23 protein-coding genes are annotated in these 25,082 nt (G+C 41.3%); 16 read left to right on the forward strand and 7 right to left on the reverse strand.

The window, feature by feature from the left end:
- Positions 1-300: RNA-guided endonuclease TnpB family protein (locus FTV52_RS11625; protein WP_179990854.1), on the forward strand; the 300-nt coding region annotated here is incomplete at its 5' end.
- Between the two features lie 89 nt (positions 301-389).
- Here the strand turns inward: FTV52_RS11625 and FTV52_RS11630 are convergent.
- Positions 390-1,277, reverse strand: a complete 888-nt coding sequence (locus tag FTV52_RS11630; RefSeq protein ID WP_179990855.1) for a DMT family transporter — start codon at positions 1,275-1,277, stop codon at positions 390-392.
- Between the two features lie 187 nt (positions 1,278-1,464).
- Entirely contained in the window at positions 1,465-1,614 is a 150-nt protein-coding gene (locus FTV52_RS11635) for a hypothetical protein (protein ID WP_004973540.1), read from the reverse strand.
- Between the two features lie 207 nt (positions 1,615-1,821).
- On the opposite strand from FTV52_RS11635, the gene FTV52_RS11640 reads away from it, so the two are divergent.
- Positions 1,822-3,246 carry a PLP-dependent aminotransferase family protein gene (locus FTV52_RS11640; protein WP_179990856.1) on the forward strand — a complete coding sequence of 475 codons (1,425 nt, stop codon included), beginning with the start codon at positions 1,822-1,824 and terminating at the stop codon, positions 3,244-3,246.
- Positions 3,247-3,322: 76 nt separating this feature from the next.
- Here the strand turns inward: FTV52_RS11640 and FTV52_RS11645 are convergent, their stop codons facing one another.
- The 3 genes from FTV52_RS11645 to FTV52_RS11655 form a co-directional block, all read right to left on the reverse strand.
- Positions 3,323-4,681, reverse strand: a complete 1,359-nt coding sequence (locus FTV52_RS11645) for a DcaP family trimeric outer membrane transporter (protein ID WP_257221734.1) — start codon at positions 4,679-4,681, stop codon at positions 3,323-3,325.
- A 108-nt stretch (positions 4,682-4,789) separates the two neighbouring features.
- Positions 4,790-6,163 (reverse strand): MFS transporter, encoded by a 1,374-nt coding sequence (locus tag FTV52_RS11650; protein WP_154320738.1) that lies wholly within the window; start codon positions 6,161-6,163, stop codon positions 4,790-4,792.
- A gap of 289 nt (positions 6,164-6,452) precedes the next feature.
- Positions 6,453-7,367: a LysR family transcriptional regulator gene (locus FTV52_RS11655; protein ID WP_096901617.1), complete on the reverse strand. Its 915-nt coding sequence runs from the start codon at positions 7,365-7,367 to the stop codon at positions 6,453-6,455.
- 116 nt (positions 7,368-7,483) lie between these two features.
- Here FTV52_RS11655 and FTV52_RS11660 point away from each other — a divergent pair, with 116 nt between their 5' ends.
- The 12 genes from FTV52_RS11660 (at position 7,484) to pcaD (ending at position 18,715) form a co-directional block, all read left to right on the forward strand.
- Positions 7,484-8,593 carry a muconate/chloromuconate family cycloisomerase gene (locus FTV52_RS11660; RefSeq protein ID WP_004973532.1) on the forward strand — a complete coding sequence of 370 codons (1,110 nt, stop codon included), beginning with the start codon at positions 7,484-7,486 and terminating at the stop codon, positions 8,591-8,593.
- Between the two features lie 13 nt (positions 8,594-8,606).
- A complete protein-coding gene (catC, locus tag FTV52_RS11665) occupies positions 8,607-8,897 on the forward strand; it encodes a muconolactone Delta-isomerase (RefSeq protein WP_096901615.1) in 291 nt (96 codons plus the stop codon).
- Positions 8,898-9,044: 147 nt separating this feature from the next.
- A complete protein-coding gene (catA, locus tag FTV52_RS11670) occupies positions 9,045-9,965 on the forward strand; it encodes a catechol 1,2-dioxygenase (RefSeq protein ID WP_179990857.1) in 921 nt (306 codons plus the stop codon).
- Between the two features lie 73 nt (positions 9,966-10,038).
- On the forward strand, positions 10,039-11,427 hold the full coding sequence (gene benA / locus FTV52_RS11675; protein WP_096901613.1) for a benzoate 1,2-dioxygenase large subunit: 1,389 nt from the start codon (positions 10,039-10,041) through the stop codon (positions 11,425-11,427).
- The gene (gene benB, locus FTV52_RS11680; RefSeq protein WP_096901612.1) at positions 11,424-11,915 is read left to right on the forward strand and encodes a benzoate 1,2-dioxygenase small subunit; all 492 of its coding nucleotides are present in this window, start codon (positions 11,424-11,426) and stop codon (positions 11,913-11,915) included. Before benA ends, benB begins: the two co-directional genes overlap by 4 nt.
- 95 nt (positions 11,916-12,010) lie before the next feature.
- Complete coding sequence (benC, locus tag FTV52_RS11685) at positions 12,011-13,027, forward strand: benzoate 1,2-dioxygenase electron transfer component BenC (protein WP_019837573.1); 1,017 nt, start codon at positions 12,011-12,013, stop codon at positions 13,025-13,027.
- Positions 13,028-13,065: 38 nt separating this feature from the next.
- A complete protein-coding gene (benD, locus tag FTV52_RS11690; RefSeq protein ID WP_004973522.1) occupies positions 13,066-13,851 on the forward strand; it encodes a benzoate diol dehydrogenase BenD in 786 nt (261 codons plus the stop codon).
- Between the two features lie 59 nt (positions 13,852-13,910).
- On the forward strand, positions 13,911-15,131 hold the full coding sequence (gene benE / locus FTV52_RS11695; RefSeq protein WP_096901610.1) for a benzoate/H(+) symporter BenE: 1,221 nt from the start codon (positions 13,911-13,913) through the stop codon (positions 15,129-15,131).
- A gap of 27 nt (positions 15,132-15,158) precedes the next feature.
- Positions 15,159-15,845 (forward strand): 3-oxoacid CoA-transferase subunit A, encoded by a 687-nt coding sequence (locus FTV52_RS11700; protein WP_104851986.1) that lies wholly within the window; start codon positions 15,159-15,161, stop codon positions 15,843-15,845.
- Positions 15,846-15,867: 22 nt separating this feature from the next.
- The gene (locus FTV52_RS11705) at positions 15,868-16,521 is read left to right on the forward strand and encodes a 3-oxoacid CoA-transferase subunit B (RefSeq protein WP_104851987.1); all 654 of its coding nucleotides are present in this window, start codon (positions 15,868-15,870) and stop codon (positions 16,519-16,521) included.
- A gap of 138 nt (positions 16,522-16,659) precedes the next feature.
- Entirely contained in the window at positions 16,660-17,865 is a 1,206-nt protein-coding gene (gene pcaF, locus FTV52_RS11710) for a 3-oxoadipyl-CoA thiolase (protein WP_070155120.1), read from the forward strand.
- Positions 17,866-17,935: 70 nt separating this feature from the next.
- Positions 17,936-18,715 (forward strand): 3-oxoadipate enol-lactonase, encoded by a 780-nt coding sequence (gene pcaD / locus FTV52_RS11715; RefSeq protein ID WP_096901607.1) that lies wholly within the window; start codon positions 17,936-17,938, stop codon positions 18,713-18,715.
- A gap of 99 nt (positions 18,716-18,814) precedes the next feature.
- Here pcaD and FTV52_RS11720 read toward each other — a convergent pair whose 3' ends face one another.
- Positions 18,815-19,984, reverse strand: a complete 1,170-nt coding sequence (locus tag FTV52_RS11720; RefSeq protein ID WP_096901606.1) for a thiolase family protein — start codon at positions 19,982-19,984, stop codon at positions 18,815-18,817.
- Positions 19,985-20,422: 438 nt separating this feature from the next.
- On the opposite strand from FTV52_RS11720, the gene FTV52_RS11725 reads away from it, so the two are divergent.
- Positions 20,423-21,031 (forward strand): TetR/AcrR family transcriptional regulator, encoded by a 609-nt coding sequence (locus FTV52_RS11725; protein ID WP_004973506.1) that lies wholly within the window; start codon positions 20,423-20,425, stop codon positions 21,029-21,031.
- Positions 21,032-21,211: 180 nt separating this feature from the next.
- On the opposite strand, the gene cysK is transcribed toward FTV52_RS11725, so the two are convergent.
- Complete coding sequence (cysK, locus tag FTV52_RS11730; protein ID WP_004973505.1) at positions 21,212-22,210, reverse strand: cysteine synthase A; 999 nt, start codon at positions 22,208-22,210, stop codon at positions 21,212-21,214.
- A gap of 242 nt (positions 22,211-22,452) precedes the next feature.
- Here cysK and plsB point away from each other — a divergent pair, with 242 nt between their 5' ends.
- On the forward strand, positions 22,453-24,957 hold the full coding sequence (gene plsB / locus FTV52_RS11735) for a glycerol-3-phosphate 1-O-acyltransferase PlsB (protein WP_178319045.1): 2,505 nt from the start codon (positions 22,453-22,455) through the stop codon (positions 24,955-24,957).
- Positions 24,958-25,082 lie beyond the last annotated feature (125 nt).

Here is a 25,082-nt window from a genome sequence, read left to right on the forward strand (position 1 = left end):
GCACAAACCAGATTGGCTAAATCAGTGCTAGATGCCAGTTGGACAACACTAAGAACCATGCTCAAGTATAAATGCGAGAACGCAGGGGTATGTTATGAAGAAGTCAATGAAGCCTATACCACCCAAATTTGTTCGTGCTGTGGCTCACGCTCCAGTAGTCCGGAAGGTAGAGCAGGACTTGGAATAAGAGAATGGCAGTGTGTGGAGTGCGGTACGCTCCATGATCGGGATGTAAATTCCGCACTGAATATTCTTGCGCTCGGGCATGAGCGTCTAGCAGTAGGAATCTCCGTCCTTTAGGTCGGGGAGGATGTCAAATTTCTGAGATGCTCAAATGAAGTCAACGGATTTGACATAAGTTTGAAACTACATAGCTGTGAAATATAACACTATGCCCAAATGACCAACATTGCTGCAAGCACGACCAATCCCAATCCCCAATGATCGGTACGGGCAAGTTTTTCTTTAAAGAAATACGCTGAAATAAGTAAGCTGAATAATATTTCAATTTGTCCGAGTGTTTTCACAATCGCCACAGTTTGCATACTCATGGCACTAAACCAGCCCAGTGATGCTAAAAAACTGCAGACGCTCACTTTAAAAGTTAATCCAACCCGCTGCCACATGGCATATAAGGTATGTCGTTTAAATATACCTAAAAAAGCCAATAAGATAAAACATTGTAAGCCAATGACCCACACCAAAACCCATGCAGCACGGTGAATAAACGGTAAGAAATCCAGCTCTAGACTGGCTTCACGCACCAATAAAGAAGTCACCGCAAAGCTGAGTCCACTACCGATTCCAATGGCTAAAGTTGTGAATGAAAAATCACTACGTTGATTGCCTTTACTCAGTAGAAATACCGCAATACCGCCTATCGCAACACCTAACCAAGCCAATGCGCTTAAATGTTCTTGTAGGAAAATCACGCCTACAATTGCGGCTAAAACTGCTTCACTTTTGGCAAGTCCGACACCCACCGCATAATTTTTCTGTTGAAACAGTTTTACCATTAAAGCTGTGGCTAAAATCTGACACACTGCTGCAATAATGATATACAGCCAAAACATCGAACTAAAATGTAGTTTGGCTTGAACAGGCTGCTGCCATCGTAAAATGCTTAAATACGCCAATGCAAAAGGCAAGGCAAAAATAAAACGTGCCAAAGTCACGCCATAAACATCTACACTTGTGCTGAGTTGTTTTTGAAAGGCATTGCGCCATGCCTGCATAAATGCAGCCATTAAGGTAAAGAGCACCCAACTCGAAATCATTGCAACCACAAATGCTTTACTGATAAAGTTATAATTTACGCCTATTCCGTTATTTTTGCGATCTTTATTGCTTTTGAGTTATGCGCTTACGATCTCTTTTATAAACAAAAAAAACATTCATTAAAATTCAAATGAATGTTTTTCATATCTTGAAGCGATTATAGGTGTGCTGTTATTCAAAAACTGTTTAGAACTTATCTAAATTCACCACAACAGCCACACCGATACAAAATAAAGCTACATACACGGTAAACCAAATAATCATGTGCTTAAATGCTTTGTCTGAAATACTGCTATCGGCATATTTCTGTGGTTTGCGTGAGTTATCTTCTTGCATATCGACTCCAATCTAGCCAGATTATGGGGATATACAGATTATGTAAAATTCTAAAGCATTGCTGTAGATACAAAATATTCATTAAAAACTATAACAGTTGATTTTAGATACATGCCAATCTGTTATAAAAACAGAAATTATTTAATGTTTTAAACCTAAAAATAGATCAAAATAAGTAACAGCTGCAAAAAATGCTTGAGTCATACCATGTATAAATCTGAACAATTGGCGTTGAACATTCGGCAACTCATTGAAAATGGTGCATGGAAAGCACATAGCAAGTTACCTTCGTTAAGAGAACAATCACAAATCAGTGGTTATAGCTTAATGACCGTGCTAAACGCTTATCAAGAACTTGAAGCTCAGGGATTGGTTTACGCTAAACAAAAGTCGGGGTTTTATGTCGCAGAACGTCTCAATCAAACTGAACGACCTGTACCAAGCAGTTTGAGTTTAAATGCACATATTCAAATGAACTCTTTGGTCTTTGGCTATTTAAAATCAATTCAGTCTGCAGATGTCAGTCCTTTAGGCTCTGCCTTTCCCAATGCAGAATTACTGTTTAACCCAAAGTTAATGCAAATTTTAGCGCAGCACGCCAAGCGAAAAAGCAGTTATTTTAGCCACGACCACATGCCACCGGGCAATTATGAATTAAGAACCATAATTGCAAATCGCTACTGTTTACAAGGCATACCCACCCATGCAAATGACATTGTCATTACATCTGGCGCATTAGATGCGCTCAATTTGTCATTACAAGCTTTGACCGAACCTGGAGATTTTATTCTATTACAAGAAACTATTTTTTATGGTGCATGGCAAGCGGCTGAACGTCTTGGTTTACAGGTGATTACCATTCCAGAACACCCTGTTTCAGGTTTCGATTTAGACTCATTTGAACAAGCCTTAAAACAATACCCAATTAAAGTCTGCTGGTTGATGTTGAATATTCATAACCCTATTGGCTTTAGTGTCAGAGATGAAATTAAGCAACGTATTGCGAGTTTGCTTGAAGAATATCAAGTGTATTTAATTGAAGATGATGTCTATCAAGAATTGTATTACGGTACGCAAAAACCACTGCCCATGAAGTATTTTGACCGACAACAACGGGTACTGCACTGCGCTTCTTTTTCTAAAACTTTGGGTTCTGCTGTGCGGGTCGGTTGGGTTTATGCAGGTCAATTTTCCAATGCTATTCAGCATTTGCAACTCATGAGCACGGTTTCTGCAAGTCCCTTACTGCAAAATACTTTGGTGGATTTTCTTTCGCATCATCATTATGAAAAACATTTGCGTCAATTACGCAAACAATTGGAAAAACATAAAAAAGTGTTTTATCAGCAATTGAAACAGCGCTTAAACCCAGCTTGTAAAATTCACTACTATTCTAGTGGTTACTTTTTATGGATTGAACTGCCTGCATATATAGATGGCTATACGATTTATCAGCAATTGATTCAAAATAAGATTGGCATTGCGCCAAGTCAGTTGTTCCGTTCTGAACAGGTCAGCCAGAACTTTATTCGTTTAAACTGTTCTTTTGCTTGGAACAGTGATATTGCGACTGCACTGGATGTTTTGTCTGCGGTAATACAGCAACACATCACCCAATATACTCATGCCTAAAATTACAGAGCCGATCACCCGACAATAAAAAAGAGCTGAGTTTTGGCTCAGCTCTTTTGTGATTTACAGGGCTATTTTAGAAGTTATAAATTGCGACTGCATTGATTCGGTTATCTTCACCTGTTTTGCTGCCATTTGCTGCTTCACCAAATGCTTCACGCTCACCATAAACATATTCTAAACCAAAGCTTAACGGTTTACGTGGGCTATAGAATACGTTTGCCCAAGCTTGCCATAAGTCTTTGTTAATCGTGGTTGTGTCTTTCGTTGCTGCAATGTAGTTAGGGTCTTTGTCAAAACTCATATAACCATAACCCAAAGTGCCATGCACTTTGTCACCAAACTTTTGTGTAATACCGACCATAATTGAATCGAATTCACTTTGCGCTGCGATAGCACTCGTTGCAGTAATCGCACCTTTGTCATCAAGGTTAGTAACAGCAACACCTTTGTTGGTAAATGATACAAAGCTGCTATCACCTTTTACATGGTAATAATCGGCTTTTAAAGTCGTGCCCGGTACAACATCGTATTTAGCACCTACACCGACACCCCATGCCATTTCTTCATCAGAATTGACACGTTTTTCATGTCCCATCGCACGTACGCTGACATTTAAATTATCTGCAAATTGATGATTTAAACGCGCAGTTAATGCAGGTAAACGCTGGCTGATTGAACTGTCTTTAGGGTCTTCAGCTGCAACCACCAAATTGGTTTGTGGGCTAAACTTTGTTGTATAGCGTACTTGTGGTGTACGTTTCACCGCACCACCAACATACGCCAAAGCATCAATGGTTTCTGGCATATAGTCTGGAATTGCAAAGTTTGACCAAGTTTGACCAATCAACCAATTCCCATAGTTCAAATAAGCATGGCGAATACGTAAGTTATCAAGGTTTGCTCCACCTAAGAAGTCAACTTCAAGTTTACCCTTTACGTCTTGATCACCCACTGGGCTTTTAAAATCTAAACCTAAACGGGTTGCAGAAAGTGTTGATCTTAAACGATCACTTTGTTCTTTATTGCCTTCAAGTGGTACACCGTTAATTTGGTTATACGGCATATCTTTAGCGCCACCTTCTACCTGATAAGAAGCATCTAAACGCACATTACCATATAGATTAAATTCGGCACCTTTGGCAGTTTTTAACACAGGATTAGCAACTGGCGCTGCTGCAGTACGTTGCACATTGGCAATTGCTGTTGCAGTTTGTGCATTTTGTACTTTTTGCTGCTCAATCAAACCACGTAAAGCCTGAACTTCTTGTCTAAGTTGTTCAATTTCTTTTTGCTGTTGAGTTTGCGCTTGTGCTGCAACACTCATACCGCCCATGCTCAATGCAATCATGCTCATCATGAGCGTACGCTGCATTGTTGGTCGAACCGTTGTAGATTGAAAATGTGTAGATTGGGTTAATATTTTCGCGTTCATCCTAAACTCGCTTGTTATTGTGCCATCAAATTCTAGCAACAGATCACCATCTCTTACGATGGCGATCTATATCATTGATGACTGTAGATTAATGGAAAGGTAAAGAAATTATTGGGTTGCTTTTTGTGCGACTGGATTGCTTTCTACAGCAGGCTCCGCAGCGGCTTTAGCTTCTACAGACGTTTTTAAATTCACCATGAAGATTGCTAAGGCAGCAATTACACCTGGAATCGCAATAGCAAAGAAGTTCATTTGGTGCGGTAAATTCATGGTTAATAGTGCACCTGTGAGTACTGGCCCAACGATTGCACCGATGCGACCAATACCTGACGCCCAGCCCATACCTGTAGAACGTACAGTAGATGGGTAATATTGTGCGACGAAAGTATAAAGTAAGATTTGTGAACCAATGGTTGCTGCCCCAGCAACTGCAATTAAGGTGTACAACACAATTTGTGGACTGTTAAAGCCAAGCAGAATTAATGCTGCTGCACCACAGATAAACATAATGGTGAGTACTTTTTTGATATGGAAGCGGTCAGCCAATGCACCACCACCAATTGCGCCAATCATGCCACCAATATTCAGTGCGAATAAGAAGATCATACTTGCACCCAATGAATAACCCGCTTGGATCATTAATTTTGGTAACCAGCTGCCCAAAGCATAAACCATTAACAAGCACATGAAGAATGCGATCCAGAACATGAACGTACTGAACATACGGCCTTGCTGGAACAATGCTTTTACAGGTGCTTCATCGCCTTTAGTCACTTCATTCAGTACAAACTCAGTGTCACCATTTAATTGTTGGCTTGGTGAAATTTTTTGCACAATACTACGGGTTTGCTCAATTTCTTTCTTGTTGGTCAAATACATGAGTGACTCAGGCAAGAATTTCCAAATTAATGGTAAAGCCACCAATGGAATAATTGCGATGTAAAACATGATTTTCCAACCAAACTCTGGCACTAACCATGCACCCAACAATGCTGAAGTCATACCGCCAATGGCATAACCACTAAACATCAGCGCAACCAAAGTACTACGAATACGCTTTGGCGCATATTCTGTCATAAGGGCCACAACGTTTGGCATTACACCGCCAATACCAAGCCCAGCAAGGAAACGTAAAATACCAAATTCAACTGGATTACTTGCAAACGCACCTAAGAATGTAAAGCCACTGAAAATAGCCACACAGATCATGATGGTCTTTTTACGACCTAACTTGTCCGATAAGGTACCGAAGGTCATGGCACCAAACATCATGCCAAACAATGCCGTACTGGCCAGTAAACCTGCTTGTACTGCACTGAGCGCCCACTCTTGCATCAGTAGTGGTAATGCAACCCCATAAATGACCAAGTCGTAACCGTCAAAAATAATGATCATCAAACACCAAAACAATACGCCCCAATGGAATGGCGTGAACTTGGCCTCGTCAATCAAGGTATTAATATTAATTTTATTGCTTTGCATCTTGCTTCACCTCCTAATTGTGAAGTCCGTTACTCCAACTCAGATGCACACAATGAATAATAAGTTAAAATTTGTCCAAAACTGAATAGGCATGGATACATACCTAAAAAGTCTATAGTTTTGTAAGATATTGATTTTAAAATAGATAAAAATAACAAGGCGAAAAAAATACTGTAATGTGATGCTTAAAAAAGTTTTTTCAGGCAATTCACATAACAGTATTTTGTTAAAAATATCTGTGCTTTTATATAAAAAATATAGTTATAAATATTTGTTTTATATGGCTTTACTAGAATACATTGCGATCATAAGTAAATGCTTCCAAATCATAAACTTGATAAATGCAGTCAAACAAAGATCGAATGTCTTCACTTTCATCCATATTACGAATTGCCATAAACACAGGACTTACAGCCGAGTCATCTAATAAAGGTATAAAGTGCAAATGTGCCAAATGAATATTTTGTGCGCTTTCTGGCACGATACACAAGCCCTCACCTGCAGCAACAAAACCCAACGCCAATTGTAATTCACGCACTTCACGAATTTTGCGAGGTTCTAAACCATACTCAGAAAACACGCCACGAATTTGGGTAGAGAAGTTTGGCTTGTTGTGATTTGGATATAAAAATAGTTGTTGATCAACAACATCCGCCAAATATACACCTTCTTTTTGTGCCGCAAATGGGTGGCTCGAATGTACTGCAACCATCAAGCGTTCTTCACGTAATAAGATACGTTTAACTGCAGGATCAGAAATTCTTAAGCGTCCAAATCCAACATCTATGCGCCCTTCTTTAAGTGCCTGAATTTGGTCATTGGTGGTCATTTCCACCATTTCTATTTTTAAATGCGGATGCTGCTGCTTAAACAAATACACAATTCTTGACAATAATCCGAACAATAAAGAACCAACGAAGCCAATAGTCACAGTACGACCAGCAATACCGACACGTTTTGTCATCGACTTGATTTCTTCCGCATTAGACAAAAGTTTAACGGCATGTTGGTAAAAGAATTGGCCTGCTTCGGTGGTCTTAAGCGGTCTACTTCCACGCTCAAATAGTTGAATTCCAAGCTCTTGTTCTAAATTTTGGATCTGTCTGCTCAAAGGTGGTTGAGCAATAAAGAGTTTTTCTGCTGCCTTGGTGAAACTTTGCTCTTCTACAACAGCAACAAAATAACGTAAATGTCTGAGTTCCATAGCTCAAAATACCTTTTAAGTATAAAAAAATGCATATTTGATCTTCGACCAATGCAATTTATTCTTTTAAGGTATATCACATAACTGTAATAAAGCAATGATATGAAGGGCAAACCATGTATAAGTCAGTAGAAACTTTGCTGGTGGAAATACCAACCATCCGTCCACACAAGATGGCGGTTGCAACCATGCAAACCCAAACCCTTGTATTAGTCAAAATCACCACTGAAGATGGTTTTGTTGGCTGGGGCGAAGCAACCACGATTGGCGGCTTGGGCTATGGTGAAGAAAGCCCAGAAAGCGTAAAAACCAATATCGAAACATATTTCGCATCATTGCTAAAAACTTTAGCTGGCTTGAATGTTGCGCAAACTTTACAGGTCATTAAAAAGAATATCAATGGCAACCGTTTCGCGAAATGTGCCATTCAAACTGCTTTATTAGATATTCAAGCGCAGCGCTTAAACCAACCTTTAAGTGAAATTTTAGGTGGTCGCCTACGCAACTCGGTTCCTGTGTTATGGGTACTTGCATCTGGCGATACAGAAAAAGACATCGCTGAAGCACAAAAAATGATTGCGGCTAAACGCCACAACACATTCAAGCTCAAAATCGGTTCACGCCCAGTAGAGCAAGATGTAGAACACGTATTGGCAATCAAACAAGCATTGGGTAAAGACGTTTCTATTCGTGTAGACGTAAACCGTGCTTGGTCAGAACTTGAAGCAATTAAAGGCATCCAGCTTTTACAAGATGGTGGTGTCGATTTAATTGAACAACCATGTGCAATTGACAACATTGATGCCATGGAGCGTTTAACACGTAAATTTGATATTGCCATCATGGCAGATGAATCATTGATGGGCCCACAAAGCGCTTATCAATTGGCAAAACGTAATGCTGCATCTGTATTTGCAGTTAAAGTTGCCCAATCTGCGGGTCTAATCGAAGGTTGTGAAGTTGCAACAATTGCACAGTTGGCAGGCATCGACCTATATGGCGGCACAATGCTTGAAGGCCCTGTCGGCACGATTGCATCTGCGCATGTGTTCTCGACCTTCCAGAATTTAGCTTATGGCACAGAATTATTTGGTCCGTTATTGCTGACCGAAGAAATTTTAAAAACTCCACTTCAGTACCAAGACTTTGAATTACACCTTCCAACAGGTGCAGGTTTAGGTATTGAGTTGGATGAAGACAAAATTGACAACTTGCGTCGTCAGTAATTAGGAGAAACCCATGCTTTTCCACGTACGTATGGATGTAAACATTCCATTGGATATGCCAGCAGAAACTGCTAACGAAATTAAAGCCGTTGAAAAAGCATATTCGCAGGAATTACAGCGTCAAGGTAAATGGCGTCATATTTGGCGTATTACTGGCCAGTATTCAAACATCAGTATTTTTGATGTTGAGAGCAATGAAGAACTGCACAACATTCTGCAAGGTCTTCCGCTCTACCCTTACATGAATATTGAAGTGATGGCATTGAACCGCCACCCTTCATCAATTCGTGAAGATGACACCTGATTTAATTCGGAAACTGGAGTAAGCACCTTACTCCAGCACCAAAGTAAACATTTAGCAAACCAAGTAAACAAGGAAAGTGGCAGCCAATTATCTCGTTTTTAGTCCAGAGATATTCGCCACCAAAGCACACCTCCAAGGAGAATGAAAATGAATCGCCAAGAAATTGATGCATTAGTTAAGCAAATGAACGTTGATACAGCGACAGGCCCTGTAGATGAACGTGTACAACAAGTTGTTGTGCGTTTATTAGGTGACCTTTTCCAAGCGATCGAAGATCTTGATATTTCTCAGTCAGAACTGTGGAAAGGTCTGGAATACTTTACTGATGCCGGTCAAGCGAACGAATTAGGTTTATTGGCTGCAGGTTTGGGTCTGGAACACTACCTAGACTTACGTGCTGATGAAGCGGATGCTAAAGCAGGCATTACTGGCGGTACGCCACGTACGATTGAAGGTCCACTTTATGTCTCTGGCGCACCTGAAACAGTAAGCTTTGCGCGTATGGACGATGGTTCTGAAGAAGGCAAAATCCCGACGCTGATCATTGAAGGTACAGTGACTGATACTGACGGCAACCGTGTTGAAGGTGCTAAAGTTGAAATCTGGCATGCCAACAGCCTGGGCAACTACTCATTCTTTGACAAGTCACAGTCTGACTTTAACCTGCGTCGCAGCATCATTACCGCTGCCGATGGTCAATATACTGCATTGACGACAATGCCAGTGGGTTATGGCTGCCCTCCAGAAGGTACAACTCAGTTTGTACTGGACAAGCTAGGCCGTCACGGTAACCGTCCATCGCACGTACATTACTTCGTATCTGCACCGGGTTACCGCAAGCTGACTACTCAATTCAATATTGAAGGCGACCAATACCTGTGGGATGACTTTGCATTCGCGACTCGTGAAGGTCTGGTGGCAACTGCGGTTGACGTGACTGATGAAGCTGAAATTGCAAAACGTAGTCTGAAAGGTCCTTTCAAACACATCCAGTTCAACATTGTTCTTCAGAAAGATCAAGCTGGCGTTCCTTCTACTGAAGTTGAACGTCGCCGCGCAAGCGCATAATTTGAAATGGAATCGGGATGTGGTCGTTGCCCCATCCCGATGACTGCCCTCCTTGGAAAGTCGGAGAAAGGACATGCCTCGTATTCCTGTTATCAATACTAGCCACTTAGACCGTATTGACGAATTATTGGTTGATGATTTTGAATCTGGTGAATTTAAATTACACCGTTCAGTATTCACAGACCAAGCCCTGTTTGACCTAGAAATGAAATACATTTTTGAAGGCAACTGGGTTTATTTGGCACATGAAAGCCAAATTCCAAACAACAATGACTACTACACCACTTACATTGGTCGTCAGCCAATCATCATTGCGCGTAACCGCAATGGCGAATTGAATGCCATGATCAACTCGTGTTCACACCGTGGTGCACAATTATGTCGTTACAAGCGTGGTAACAAAGCAACTTATACTTGCCCATTCCACGGTTGGACTTTCAACAACTCTGGTAAGTTGTTAAAAGTTAAAGACCCAGCAGATGCAGGTTATTCAGATTGCTTTAACAAAGACGGTTCACACGACTTGAAAAAAGTTGCCCGCTTTGAAAGCTATAAAGGTTTCTTGTTTGGTAGCTTAAACCCAGATGTTCCTTCTTTAGAAGAATACCTAGGCGAAGCGACTAAAATCATTGACATGATTGTGGGTCAATCTCAACAAGGTCTTGAAGTTTTACGTGGTTCTTCGACTTACACCTATGAAGGTAACTGGAAGTTAACTGCTGAAAACGGTGCCGATGGTTACCACGTGTCTGCAGTACACTGGAACTACGCTGCAACAACTCAGCAACGTAAAGAAAAAGAAGCTGGCGATAACATCCGTGCAATGAGCGCAGGTTCATGGGGCAAACAAGGCGGTGGTTCTTACGGCTTTGAAAATGGTCACATGCTCCTTTGGACTCAATGGGCTAACCCAGAAGACCGTCCTAACTTTGCCAAGAAAGATGAATACACCGAGCAATTCGGTGAAGCAATGGCGAAATGGATGATCGAGCGTTCACGTAACTTGTGTATCTATCCAAACGTGTACTTCATGGATCAGTTCGGTTCACAAATTCGTGTGTTACGTCCTCTTTCTGTCGATAAGACTGAAGTGACGATTTACTGTATCGCACCTGTAGGTGAAGAGCCAGAAGCACGCGCACGCCGTATTCGTCAGTACGAAGACTTCTTTAACGCATCAGGTATGGCTACACCAGACGATCTTGAAGAATTCCGTGCATGTCAAGTTGGCTACGCAGGTATCGCACTTGAGTGGAACGATATGTGCCGTGGTTCTAAGCATTGGATCCAAGGTCCAGACGATGCTGCAAACGAAATCGGTTTAAAACCAAAACTTTCAGGTATTAAAACTGAAGACGAAGGTTTATATCTTTCACAGCACCAACATTGGTTAGATCTAATCAAAAAAGGTATTGCGACTGAAAAAGAAATTGCTGCATCTACTGAAGGAGAAAACGCATGAGCGCGATTACTTTAGAAAATATTGCTCAATTCCTTTATCAAGAAGCTCGCTTCTTAGATGATGAGCAATGGGATGAGTGGTTACAGTGCTACGCTCCTACTGCTTCTTTCTGGATGCCAGCTTGGGATGACGATGACCGTTTAACTCAAGATCCACAGTCTGAAATCTCTTTGATTTACTATCCAGACCGTCAAGGTTTAGAAGACCGTGTGTTCCGTATCAAAACTGAGCGTTCATCTGCAACCATGCCAGATACACGCACAAGCCACAACATCAGCAACATTGAAATTGTTGAACGTGATGGCGATAAAGTCACTGTACGTTTTAACTGGAACACTTTAAGTTTCCGTTACAAAACTAACTACAGCTACTTTGGTATGTCACGCTATGAAATCGATTTTTCTGGCGACAAACCGCAAATTTTAAGCAAGTACGTGGTGCTGAAAAACGATTACATCAACCAAGTAATCGATATCTACCACCTCTAAGACTGTATTCATTTACAGCAAGGTAAAAACCTTTCAGCCAGATGGAATCTTGGCTGAAAGGTCTAGTTTCAAAGATTTATATAGGATATTCAGCCATGTCAAACCACAATGTTGCACTTCAATTTGAAGATGGCGTTACACGTTTTATTTCTGTTACAGATGGTGAAACACTGTCAGACGCAGCTTACCGTCAAAAGATCAATATTCCTTTGGACTGCCGTGACGGTGCATGTGGAACGTGCCGTGCGTTTTGTGAATCAGGTTCGTATGACATGCCTGAAGAAACTTATATTGAAGATGCATTGACACCAGAAGAAGCTGAACAAGGCTACATTCTTGCATGCCAATGTAAACCAACTTCTGACGCAGTATTCCAAATTCAAGCAACTTCTGATGTATGTAAAACTGAAATTCATGCATTTGAAGGTACTTTGGCTCGTGTCGAAAACTTATCTGACTCGACGATTACCTTTGATATTCAGTTAGATGAAGGTCAACCAGACATTCACTTCCTTGCAGGTCAATACGTGAATGTGGGTATTCCTGGTACAACAGAAACCCGTTCATATTCTTTCAGCTCTAAGCCTGGTAACCGCTTAACTGGTTTTGTAGTACGTAACGTACCAAACGGCAAAATGAGCGAATTCTTAAGCCAAAATGCCAAAGCTGGCGACAAAATGACCTTTACGGGTCCATTTGGTAGCTTCTACTTACGTAATGTAGCACGCCCTGTAGTGATGTTAGCAGGTGGTACAGGTATCGCACCATTTATGTCTATGCTGCAAGTACTTGAAGAAAAAGGTTCTGAGCACCCTGTACGTTTAGTTTTTGGTGTGACCAATGACTTTGACTTGGTTGCAATTGAAAAATTAAACGAACTACAAGAAAAATTCTCTTGGTTCGAGTACCGCACTGTAGTGGCAAATCCAGAATCTGCACACGAGCGTAAAGGTTACGTGACTGGCCATATCGAAAACGAATGGCTCAACGGTGGTGATGTAGACATCTACCTATGTGGTCCAGTGCCAATGGTAGAAGCGGTACGTGGCTGGTTAGATGCAGAAGGTGTTAAACCTGCAAGCTTCCTATTTGAAAAATTCTCTGCCAACTAAGTTTGTTATACAGTCTAGAAACATAGTCGGAGAATACAATGAATCGCACAAAAAGATTTGAAAACAAAGTTGTAATCGTGACTGGTGCCGCTCAAGGCATTGGTCGCGGTGTGGCTTTACAAGTGGCGAGTGAAGGTGCCCAAGTGGTTATGGCAGACCTTTCTCCCTATGTAGAAGAAGTGTTGGCCGAAATTGAAGAACACGGTGGCGATGCAGTAACCGTAAAAGCCAACCTTGAAACTTTTGCAGGTGCAGAATCTGTGGTTGCTAAAGCACTTGAAACCTATGGTCGTGTTGATGTGCTCATCAACAACGTAGGCGGTGCAATTTGGATGAAACCTTTTGAAGAATTTTCTGAAGAAGAAATTATCAAAGAAGTGAATCGTTCATTGTTCCCTACTATGTGGTGCTGCCGCGCAGTATTGCCTGAAATGGTGAAAAACCAGAAAGGTACCATTGTAAACGTATCTTCAATTGCAACACGTGGTATTAACCGCGTGCCATATTCGGCGTCTAAAGGTGGTGTAAACGGTTTAACCGCTTCCCTCGCCTTTGAACATGCCAAAGATGGTATTCGTGTGAATGCTATTGCAACTGGCGGTACAGAAGCGCCACCACGTAAAGTGCCACGTAATGCCAACCCACTTTCAGAATCTGAAAAAGAGTGGATGCAACAAGTAGTCGATCAAACCATTGATCGTACCTTCTTGGGTCGCTACGGCACCATTCAGGAACAAGTGAATGCGATTTTATTCCTTGCTTCTGATGAATCATCGTACATGACAGGTACTGTTGTACCTGTAGGTGGTGGTGATCAGGGCTAAGCCAAGATCATGACCAACTTCAACAGGATCATTGCTTGACGCAAGGAGGCAAATCGTCAATGAGTCACCTGTTCCAAACTTTAAAAAATGACTGGTCAATTTCAGCCACTGTTGCAGGATTCTTAGCAGTGCTGATCTCCTATTCAGGGCCATTGATCATCTTTTTCCAAGCGGCACAGCAAGCCCAAGTTTCCCCAGACATGATGATTTCATGGATTTGGGGAATTTCTATTGGTGCTGCTGTCGCAGGTATCTTTTTGTCCATTAAATACAAAGTGCCTGTGGTCACCGCTTGGTCTGCACCCGGTACCGCATTGCTGGTCACACTGTTTCCCGATATTACCCTAAATGAAGCAGTTGCAGCCTACATCACCTCTGCTGTGGTGATTTTTTTGATTGGAATCACAGGTTATTTTGACAAACTCCTGTCTTGGATTCCGCAAGAAGTCGCAGCAGGCATGATGGCAGGTATTTTGGTTCAATTTGGCTTAGGCTTATTTACTGCAACCGATACCCTGCCATACATTGTATTTGGGATGCTAGCGGTATTTTTATTGGCAAAGCGTTTTAGTCCACGTTATGCCATGATTTGGGTGCTTGCTGCAGGCATTATACTCAGCTTAATGCTCGGTAAAATTAACCCTGTCACCACCAATTTTAGTTTGGCAATTCCACAGTTTATTGTTCCTGAATGGACGTGGAATTCAACCTTAAACTTGGCATTACCTTTAATTTTAGTCAGCTTGTCTGGACAGTTTTTACCGGGCATGGCAATTATTAAAATTAGCGGTTATGACATGCCTGCTAAGCCTATTATTAGTGCGACCAGTATCGCTTCTCTTGCCGTTGCATGTGTAGGAGGAATTACCATTGTACTTGCCTCTATTACTGCAGCATTATGCTTAGGTAAAGATGCGCACGAACTGAAAGAAAAGCGATATATTGCAGGTGTTGCAAACGGTATTTTCTATATTTTAGGTGGGTTATTTGCGGGTAGCATCGTCATGCTATTTAGCCTATTGCCCAAAGAACTGATTGCAGCGTTGGCTGGACTTGCACTTTTAGGTGCAATTGCCACCAATATTTCAGTTGCAATGAGTAAAGAATCACAGCGTGATGCAGCCCTCATCACCTTTTTAGCAACCGCCTCTGGCATGCAGTTTTTAGGGCTAAGTTCTGTATTTTGGGGTATCTGTATTGGTTTGATCGCACATTGGGTATTAACCAAACGCGACAGCTCAGCAGCACCCCTACCTTCAACTCAAAGTTCCAAAAGTTAATGGACAGGCAATTGTCTAGGACACATTATGATTGATAAAAGTCAAACTTCTTTAACAGAAGTCCTTTCGCAAATTAAAGATGGTTCAACCATCATGATTGGTGGTTTTGGTACCGCAGGTCAGCCAGCGGAACTCATTGATGGTTTGATTGAACTTGGCATCAAAGATTTAATTATTGTAAACAACAACGCAGGTAATGGTGACTACGGTTTAGCGAAACTGCTAAAAGCTGGCGCGGTACGTAAAATTATCTGTTCATTCCCACGTCAGTCTGACTCTTGGGTATTTGATGAACTTTACCGCGCAGGCAAAATCGAGCTTGAACTGGTGCCGCAAGGTAACTTGGCATGCCGTATTCAGGCTGCAGGTATGGGTCTAGGTCCAATCTATACCCCTACAGGTTTTGGTACTTTACTTGCAGAAGGCAAACCAACCTTAAATTATGAAGGTAAAGACTACGTACTAGAAAACCCAATCCGCGCAGACTTTGCTTTAATTAAAGCACAGCAAGGCGACCGTTGGGGTAACTTGGTGTACCGTAAATCTGCACGTAACTTTGGCCCAATCATGGCGATGGCTGCCGATGTGACAATTGCACAGGTTTCTGAAGTGGTTGAGTTAGGCGCGTTAGATCCTGAACACATCATCACTCCGGGTATTTTCGTTCAGCACGTTGTTGCCGTTGGCGCAAAACAACCTGAACAATCTGCATAACTGTCACGTGAAGGAGAACATCATGAGCTATACCAAATTAACACGTGATCAAATCGCTGAACGTGTGGCACAAGACATTCCAGACGGTGCTTATGTCAACCTCGGCATTGGCTTACCAACTAAAATTTCAAACTACCTGCCTTCAGACAAAGACGTATTCTTACACTCTGAAAACGGTTTATTGGCTTTCGGTCCACCACCTCCTGCAGGTGAAGAAGACCCTGAGTTAATCAACGCAGGTAAAGAATTCGTGACCATGCTAACAGGCGGCTCATTCTTCCATCATGGTGACTCTTTTGCCATGATGCGTGGCGGTCACTTAGACATCGCAGTATTGGGTGCATTCCAAGTGGCTGAAAATGGCGACTTGGCAAACTGGCACACAGGTGCGCCAGATGCGATTCCTGCTGTTGGTGGCGCAATGGACTTAGCCGTTGGTGCGAAAAAAGTCTTTATCACAACCGATCACGTCACCAAAAAAGGTGAACCAAAAATCGTGGCTGAATTGACTTACCCAGCAACTGGCTTGAAATGTGTAGACCGCATTTACACTGACTTATGTGTGATTGACGTAACTCCTGAAGGCATGAAAGTTCTTGAAAAAGTTGAAGGCTTGAGCTTTGAGGAATTACAGTCATTGACTGGTGCAAAGCTGATTGATGCGACTCAGGCTTAATCGTCTTTAAATATAATTTTTAATCCCCCTAAATCCCCCTTTTTCAAAGGGGGACTTCCATCAAGTAATTTTAGGTGGGAATCTCCTCCCTTTTTTAAAGGGAGGTTGGGAGAGATTAAGATATTTGGAAAATAAAATATGAAAAACGCATATATCGTCGATGCCATCCGTACCCCATTTGGTCGTTATGCAGGTGGTTTAGCTCCAGTCCGTGCTGATGACTTAGGCGCATTACCGATCAAAGCACTTATGCAACGCAATCCATCTGTAAACTGGGAACAAGTTGATGACGTGATTTACGGCTGTGCCAACCAAGCAGGTGAAGACAACCGTAACGTGGGTCGTATGTCTGCACTTTTAGCAGGTTTACCGTACCAAGTGCCAGCAACCACTGTAAACCGTTTATGTGGTTCATCGCTAGACGCAATTGCAATGGCCGCACGTGCAATTAAAGCAGGTGAAGCAAACCTGATTATTGCAGGTGGTGTTGAATCAATGAGCCGCGCTCCATTTGTGATGGGTAAATCAGAATCTGCTTATGGTCGTAGTCAAAAAATTGAAGACACCACAATGGGCTGGCGTTTCATTAACCCGAAACTCAAAGAAATGTACGGCGTAGAAACTATGCCGCAAACTGCTGAAAATGTAGCGGAACAGTTCAATATTAACCGTGCCGATCAAGACTTGTTTGCTCTAACCAGCCAACAACGTACTGCTGCTGCACAAGCACGCGGTTTCTTTGACAAAGAAATTATTGCAGTGGAAATTCCACAACGTAAAGGCGAGCCTGTCGTTGTTGCTGCAGACGAACATCCACGTGCATCAACCACAGCAGAAGCATTGGCAAAATTAAAGCCAGTGGTAAAAGCAGACGGTACTGTGACTGCAGGTAACGCGTCAGGTATTAACGATGGTGCGGCTGCCCTACTGATTGCTTCTGAAGAAGCGGTTGCACAACACGGCTTAAAACCACGTGCCAAAATCATTGCTTCAACTGTTGTTGGTGTTGAACCACGTATTATGGGCTTTGGTCCTGCGCCTGCAATCAAAAAATTGTTGGCACAAACAGGTTTGACCATTGAACAAATGGACGTGATTGAACTGAACGAAGCCTTTGCTGCACAAGCATTAGCATGTACTCGTGACTTAGGCATTGAAGATGGTTCAGAGAAAGTCAATCCAAACGGTGGTGCAATTGCTTTAGGTCACCCACTTGGTGCATCTGGTGCGCGTTTAGTCACTACAGCACTGAACCAACTTGAACAAACTGGCGGTAAATACGGTTTATGTTCAATGTGTATCGGTGTTGGTCAAGGTATTGCTTTGATTATTGAACGTGTTTAATCCTCATTAAAAGTTCCCCTTTCATAAAGGGGGATTTAGGGGGATTTATAAGATTAAGGATTTAAAAAAAATGCCAACTTTTACCTCAAATGATGCGCAAATCAATTACCAAACTTTTGGTGATGCTACAAAACCTGCACTGATTTTTTCAAACTCGCTGGGTACAAACTTCAAAATGTGGCAAGCACAGATTGATTTTTTCCAGCAAGACTTTTTTGTAATTTGCTACGACACACGTGGTCACGGTGCATCATCAGCTCCGCAAGGTCCATATAGCATTGATCAATTGGGTCAAGATGTTGTAAATCTACTCGATCACTTAAATGTTGAAAAAGCGGCATTCTGTGGTATTTCTATGGGCGGTTTAACAGGTCAATGGTTAGCGATTCATCGCCCTGAACGTTTTAATCAGGTGGTGGTGTGTAATACTGCGGCAAAAATTGGTCAAGAACAGGCTTGGAATGACCGTGCCGCATTGGTACGTGAACAAGGTTTACAACCGATTGCTTCGACTGCAGCATCACGCTGGTTTACTGAACCCTTTATCCAAAGCAACGCGACAGTGGTCAACAATCTTCAAAACGACTTGGCAGCTGGCAGCGCCGAAGGTTATGCGAGCTGTTGCGAAGCTTTGGCTAAAGCGGATGTACGTGAACAACTTAAAGACATCACTGTGCCTGTTTTAGTGGTTGCAGGTCAGCAAGACCCTGTGACAACAGTTGTCGATGGTCAATTTATGGTTGAACGTATTGCCAATAGCCAATTGTTTGAAATCAATGCATCGCACATTTCTAACGTAGAATTGCCAAATGAATTTAACCAAGCAGTGAAGCAGTTTATCCAAGCATAAAACTTCATTGTTATTGTTAATAAGTTAAAAGTTAAAAAAATAGAGTTCTTTCGAGAACTCTATTTTTTATAGATGAATCTGCAGTTAGACGAGCTGGACTTAAACTAACTCCACCGCAATCGCTGTGGCTTCACCACCGCCAATACATAAAGATGCCACGCCTTTTTTCGCGCCTATACGTTGCAATGCATGAATGAGCGTCACAATAATACGTGAACCTGAAGAACCTAGAGGATGCCCCAAAGCACATGCACCACCCTGAATATTCACTTTGGCAGGGTCTAAATCAAAAGCATCTATCGCAAGCATGGTTACCATGGCAAAGGCTTCATTAATTTCCCACAAATCTACATCGGCAACCGACCACCCTGCTTTATCTAGCACTTTTTGAATCGCCCCTACAGGAGCAAGAGTAAACTCAGAAGGATGTTGTGAATGTGTCGCGTATGCCACAACTTTTGCAAGCGGTTTTAAGCCACGCTCTGCCGCAACCACATCTGATGTAATCACCAGAGCAGATGCGCCATCTGAAATAGAGCTGGCATTGGCGGCTGTAATCGTGCCATCTTTTTTAAATGCGGGACGCAAACTGCTAATTTTATCGACTTTGGCATTTAACGGTTGTTCATCCTGATCGACAATCACATCACCTTTACGTGAATGAACAGTGACAGGCACGATTTCATTTTTAAAATAACCGTTTTGAATGGCTTCTACCGCGCGGTTTAAAGAGCGAATTGCGTATTCATCCTGCTGCTCACGGGTATAGTTTTTCTTGTCTGCCATGTCTTGCGCCAGCACGCCCATCGACAAGCCTGTTTCAGCATCTTCTAAACCTTCCTGAAACATGTGGTCTGTGACTTTGCCGTGTCCCATACGGAAACCTGCACGTGCTTTATCTAGCAAATACGGCGCATTCGACATAGATTCCATACCGCCAGCGACCACAATCTGCGCTGAACCTGCCTGAATAGCATCGGCTGCCTGCATAACAGCTTTCATGCCAGAGCCACAAATTTTATTGATGGTGGTTGCACCTGTACTATCGGGTAAACCCGCTTGACGCATCGCCTGACGTGCAGGGCCTTGCTTCAAACCTGCAGGCAATACACAACCAAAAATTACTTCATCAATGTCAGTCCCACTTAAACCTGCACGTGCAACTGCGTGTTGAATTGCAACCGCGCCTAAATCGGGTGCTGTACAACTTGCCAGTGAACCTTGAAAGCCGCCCATTGCGGTACGTACAGCATCTACAATTACAATCATTTTTAGTCCCTTATTACCGTCTTTTTAAAGTGATTACCGTAAAAGCCATGCTTTTTAAAATTACAAATAACATCCCTGTGAGTTAGCAAGTAATTCACGTTAAATGTAAATCAAAAGATGAGCATTGCAATCTCGCAAAGTGCTGAATTGCTATGCTTGATTGATCTTAGACTTTTAGGCCTTGCTTATGAAAAATAGAATAAAAGTTTTAGAAATCCAATTTTATTTCACTAAAATGACCTGTTTGGTTCAGTTTTATTGACAACCGATTTGGCTTATGGATTGTGCTATTTTTCACATGATATTTTTTAAATTCATTGGTTCACTGATGAACATACGTTAAAACTTACCTTTTCAAGACCTTGGTGCTATTTTCAAGTTGCTCAAACTGCACTAGACTCCAACATGCTTAATTGGTTGTAATTGGAATATTGATTGATGACGACTCTACGCCAAGAAAATTTCCGACGTCGTAAAGAGAAAATTTTGGCAATGGCTGAGGTTTTATTACTGGAAAATCATAATGATATTACATTAAGTGAGTTGGCTGCAGAGTTAGATATTGCCAAAGGCACAATTTATAAATATTTCAAAAGTAAAAATCAGCTCTATTTAGAGTTAATTATTTTAAATGAACAGCGTTTATTGGATATTTCCAAACAGTATCACCATAACTTTCAAACTTATGTTTCGCAGTACATGCTGTATAACATGCTTAATTCCAACCGTACGATTTTGCTGCACTCAATTGAAGAACGCTTAACCAATAATGAACGTAAACTAAATGAATTGTTTGAACAGTTATACGATATTCGTGAGCAGCGTATTTTAGAAATTAAGGACATCACCCAAGCCTATTTAGAGTCCTTTAACAGCGCGATGTCGATCCGTGATTATCTGTCTTATATTTGGACAGTAACTTATGGTGCGTCGTTATTACTCAATTCTACCCATTATCAAAAAGCTATTGGGTCACGTGAACGCTTAATCAAGCTATATATTAATCAAGCACTGATGACGCCAGATAAAGTATCTGCGATTGTTTGATTTTTACATAGTTAGCTTCGTTGGATTCATTGCTGATCCCGCTAAATATTAGCGTCTAAGTAGAAAGAAATTTGCTTTTCAGAACGTATTAACTCACCTCATAAATTTATTCTCTAAATAAAAAATCCCAAAGTTCAAACTTTGGGATTTTTCAAATTCTTTTGACTGTCTAAAGACACATCATTCTGCACTAATATCTTCAAATAATACTGAAGATAAATAACGCTCACCACTGTCAGGTAAAATCACCACAATATTTTTACCTGCATTTTCAGGACGTGCCGCCAATTTTGCAGCAGCAGCCATTGCTGCACCACTTGAAATACCGACTAAAATACCTTCTTGGGTTGCTGTTTTACGCGCCCAGTCAATTGCTTCAGCACTTTCAATCGCAATCACTTCATCCACCAAATCTAAATCTAGGTTTTTTGGAATAAAGTTAGCGCCAATCCCCTGAATTTTATGTGGTGCAGGCGTAATGGCTTCACCACGCTTGGCCTGAGCGATAATTGGAGATTCAGCAGGCTCGACTGCAACAGTATGCAATGCCTGACCTTTTACCTTTTTGAAATAACGCGAAATACCAGAAATCGTACCGCCTGTACCTACACCTGCAACAAGAATATCGACCTTGCCGCCTGTTGCTGCCCAAATTTCTGGGCCTGTGGTTTCTTCATGAATTTGCGGATTGGCAGGGTTATTAAACTGCTGCGGCAAATAATAAGTTTCAGGATGTTCGGTTGCCAAACGCTCTGCTTCATCCACCGCGCCTTTCATACCTTTTGCAGGCTCAGTCAGCACCAAATTTGCACCCAACGCTTTCAACACCTTACGGCGCTCAATACTCATGCTTGCAGGCATCGTTAGTGTAATCTCATAACCTTTTGCTGCAGCTACAAATGCCAAAGCGATTCCTGTATTACCACTGGTCGGTTCTACAATATGCATACCTGCTTTTAACACGCCACGTTTTTCAGCATCGGCAATTAAAGCAGCACCAATACGGCATTTCACAGAAAATGCAGGGTTACGGCTTTCCACTTTGGCTAAAACCGTTGCATCGCCAGAAATTAAACGGTTAATGCGTACCAATGGCGTGTTACCAATCGCTTCTGCATTATTGCTATATACGGCAATCCCTAAATTTGCTGGTGTTGAAAAAGCTGCATCTGTGGTCATGATTATTCCCTAAGTTATATCTATATAAACAAAATTTAAATTATCATACCTTTTTATAAAATTTTTGCCGATGTTTCACGAAAATTGTTTTATACAAAAATATGATTAGCTTTCAACAAAATGCGAATTAGAATAAAGAGATGACGACCTCAGTTTAATTGTCGATTTTCTCGGCACTTGGGTTTGAAATTCGCTATTTATTTTTTGACAATAGCAACACATAACAAAATGTAGGGAATGCAATGTCTAATAAACGTTACAGTCAGCTTTATCGTAATTTCACTAAAAAAATCTTAGATAAGATTGTGACGCCACAAGTATTAGGCACGACTGCAGAATTAGAACATCGTGTTGCACAAAGCTCTGAAAAAACACAATTTTGTTATGTGCTGCAAGATGCCTCTCTCAGCAATACCGTATTGATTGATCAGCAGACGCAATCTCGTGGTTTACCTTCTGTGTATGCGCCTTTAAACATTGCCGAGCATCAGGAAGACGATTCCATTTTGGTCTTGCGTGAGAAAAACCCACAGCACAGTGCTTATCACTACTCTGCTAAATTGATTCGACTCATTGAAACCTTAGAGCAACATCCTGAACATGATGTGTTGTTAGTTCCCGTAACTGTACTTTGGGGACGTTCACCCGAATACGAAGACTCTTGGTTTAAAGCATTATTTGCCGATGCATGGTCTACGCCAAACAAGCTTAAACAAACCATTAATATTTCGCTCTATTCACGTGATAACTACATCGAGTTTCATAAAGCAATTTCCTTACGTCAGCTTATTGAACAAGCCACACAACAACAACCACACTTATCGCCTGCGCACTTTATTGAGCAACATCTGGAACACAATTTTAATCAACACAAAGAAGCGATTTTAGGCCCAGACTTATCTGACCGCCGTAATTTGATTCATGCGTTGATGAAAAGTGAAGCAGTACAACAAGCTATTCGTAAAGAAAGTATCGAACAAAAAGTCAGTATGTTTGAAGCAGAAAACCGTGCTAAAAGCTATTTAACTGAAATTGTATCGGACTTTTCTTATTCGACTTTGCGTTTTGCTGAACTGGCACTGACCAAGCTTTGGACACAGCTCTATGATGGCATTGAAGTGCATCACTTTGACACGGTACGCGAACTCGCCAAAGACTATGAAATCGTCTATACCCCTTGTCATCGTAGCCACATCGACTATTTGTTGCTGTCTTATGTAATTTTTAATCGTGGCTTGATGGTGCCGCATATTGCAGCAGGTATTAATTTAAATTTACCAATTGTGGGTCAATTAATGCGTGGTGCAGGTGCGTATTTTATTCGCCGTACTTTCAGCGGCAATGAATTATACACCTCGGTATTTAAAGAATATTTACACAGTTTATTGTCACGCAACACCCCACTCGAATACTTCATTGAAGGTGGACGCTCACGTACAGGTTTATTGTTACCGCCGAAAAAAGGCATGTTGTCGATGACCATTCAAAGCCATTTACGCGGAGCAACCAAACCAATTGCATTTATTCCAACGTATTTTGGTTATGAAAAACTGATTGAAGGCACATCTTATTTAAATGAATTAAACGGCAAACCGAAAGAAGCCGAATCTTTATGGGGTATTTTAAACTCTGCCCGTAAAATTGAAAAAGTCTTTGGTCAGGTCTATGTCAACTTTGGCGAACCTGTATTTTTAGATGATGTTTTAACTGCCAACCAAGCACGCGATGTAAAACTGAACATAAATGATGAACTACCGACCTCTGTGATTCACACGGTAGATCATACTGCGCATGCAATCTTGGAAAATATCAATAAAGCGGTGGTGATTAACCCAATCGCCCTCATCTCTCTGATTTTATTAAATGCCGATCAGCATGCATTGAAACAAGATGAGCTGCTCGCCCGAATTGAACAATATCGACGTTTGCTCAAACAATTGTGCTACGACCCACGTATGATTATTACGGGTTTAAATCCACAAGAAATTATTGAATATGCGCTAAAACTTAAACAAGTTGAGCGTTATAACCAAGATGGTGTAGAACAGATTCGAGTCGCAGAAAGCCAAAAAATCTTATTGAGCTATTTTAGCAATAATATTTTGCACTGCTTTATTTTGCCTGCGTGTGTAGCATTAATTGTGCAGCAGTTTAATGAACAAAATTTAGCATTATCATGCGCAGATTTAATGCAAAAACTGCAGGCGATTTATCCATATTTGAAGCAAGAGTTTTTCTTGGCATGGACGGCGCAAGAACTTTCTCAAGAAATCGAAAAAATTGTGGCGTACTTTATTCAGCAAAATTGGGTTACAGAAGCAAATCTGCAATTACAGCCGAACCCAGCTACACAGCATGAACTCTATGCCTTAGCTGAACTGGCAAAACCAAGTTTAAATAATTTCGTATTGATTCAAGGGCTTTTGCAGCGTTATAGCGCACACATCCCTTTAAATCTGAAAGTTTTGGAAAAAATGACCAAAACCGTATTACAACGCGCTGCAGATTCTGCACAATTTAAGTCTGCATATTATTTTGATAGTGCCACCTTAAAAAGTTTTATCAGCAGTTTAGATCAGCAAGCCTTGTTGCAACACAATGCTACGCAGATAAGCCTAGATGATACTTTTAGTGCAAAAATGTCGGAATACTTTGCTTGGTATAACCCAGAAATTCACGAATTGTTAGCTGCATCGAGTGAATTTAGTGAGAAAGAATTAAAAAGTTTTGAACAAGTGAAAAAATAGGTTTTATTGTAACTCAGCCACTTTTTTATCAATTTTTTGATTAGAATATCAGCCCATTATTTATGATTGGCTGATATCTTTTCTTAAATGATACTTGTTCTCATATATAAATAATGATTTATGTT

Source organism: Acinetobacter sp. YH1901141 (genome assembly GCF_013416935.1).
GTDB classification, from domain to species: domain Bacteria; phylum Pseudomonadota; class Gammaproteobacteria; order Pseudomonadales; family Moraxellaceae; genus Acinetobacter; species Acinetobacter towneri.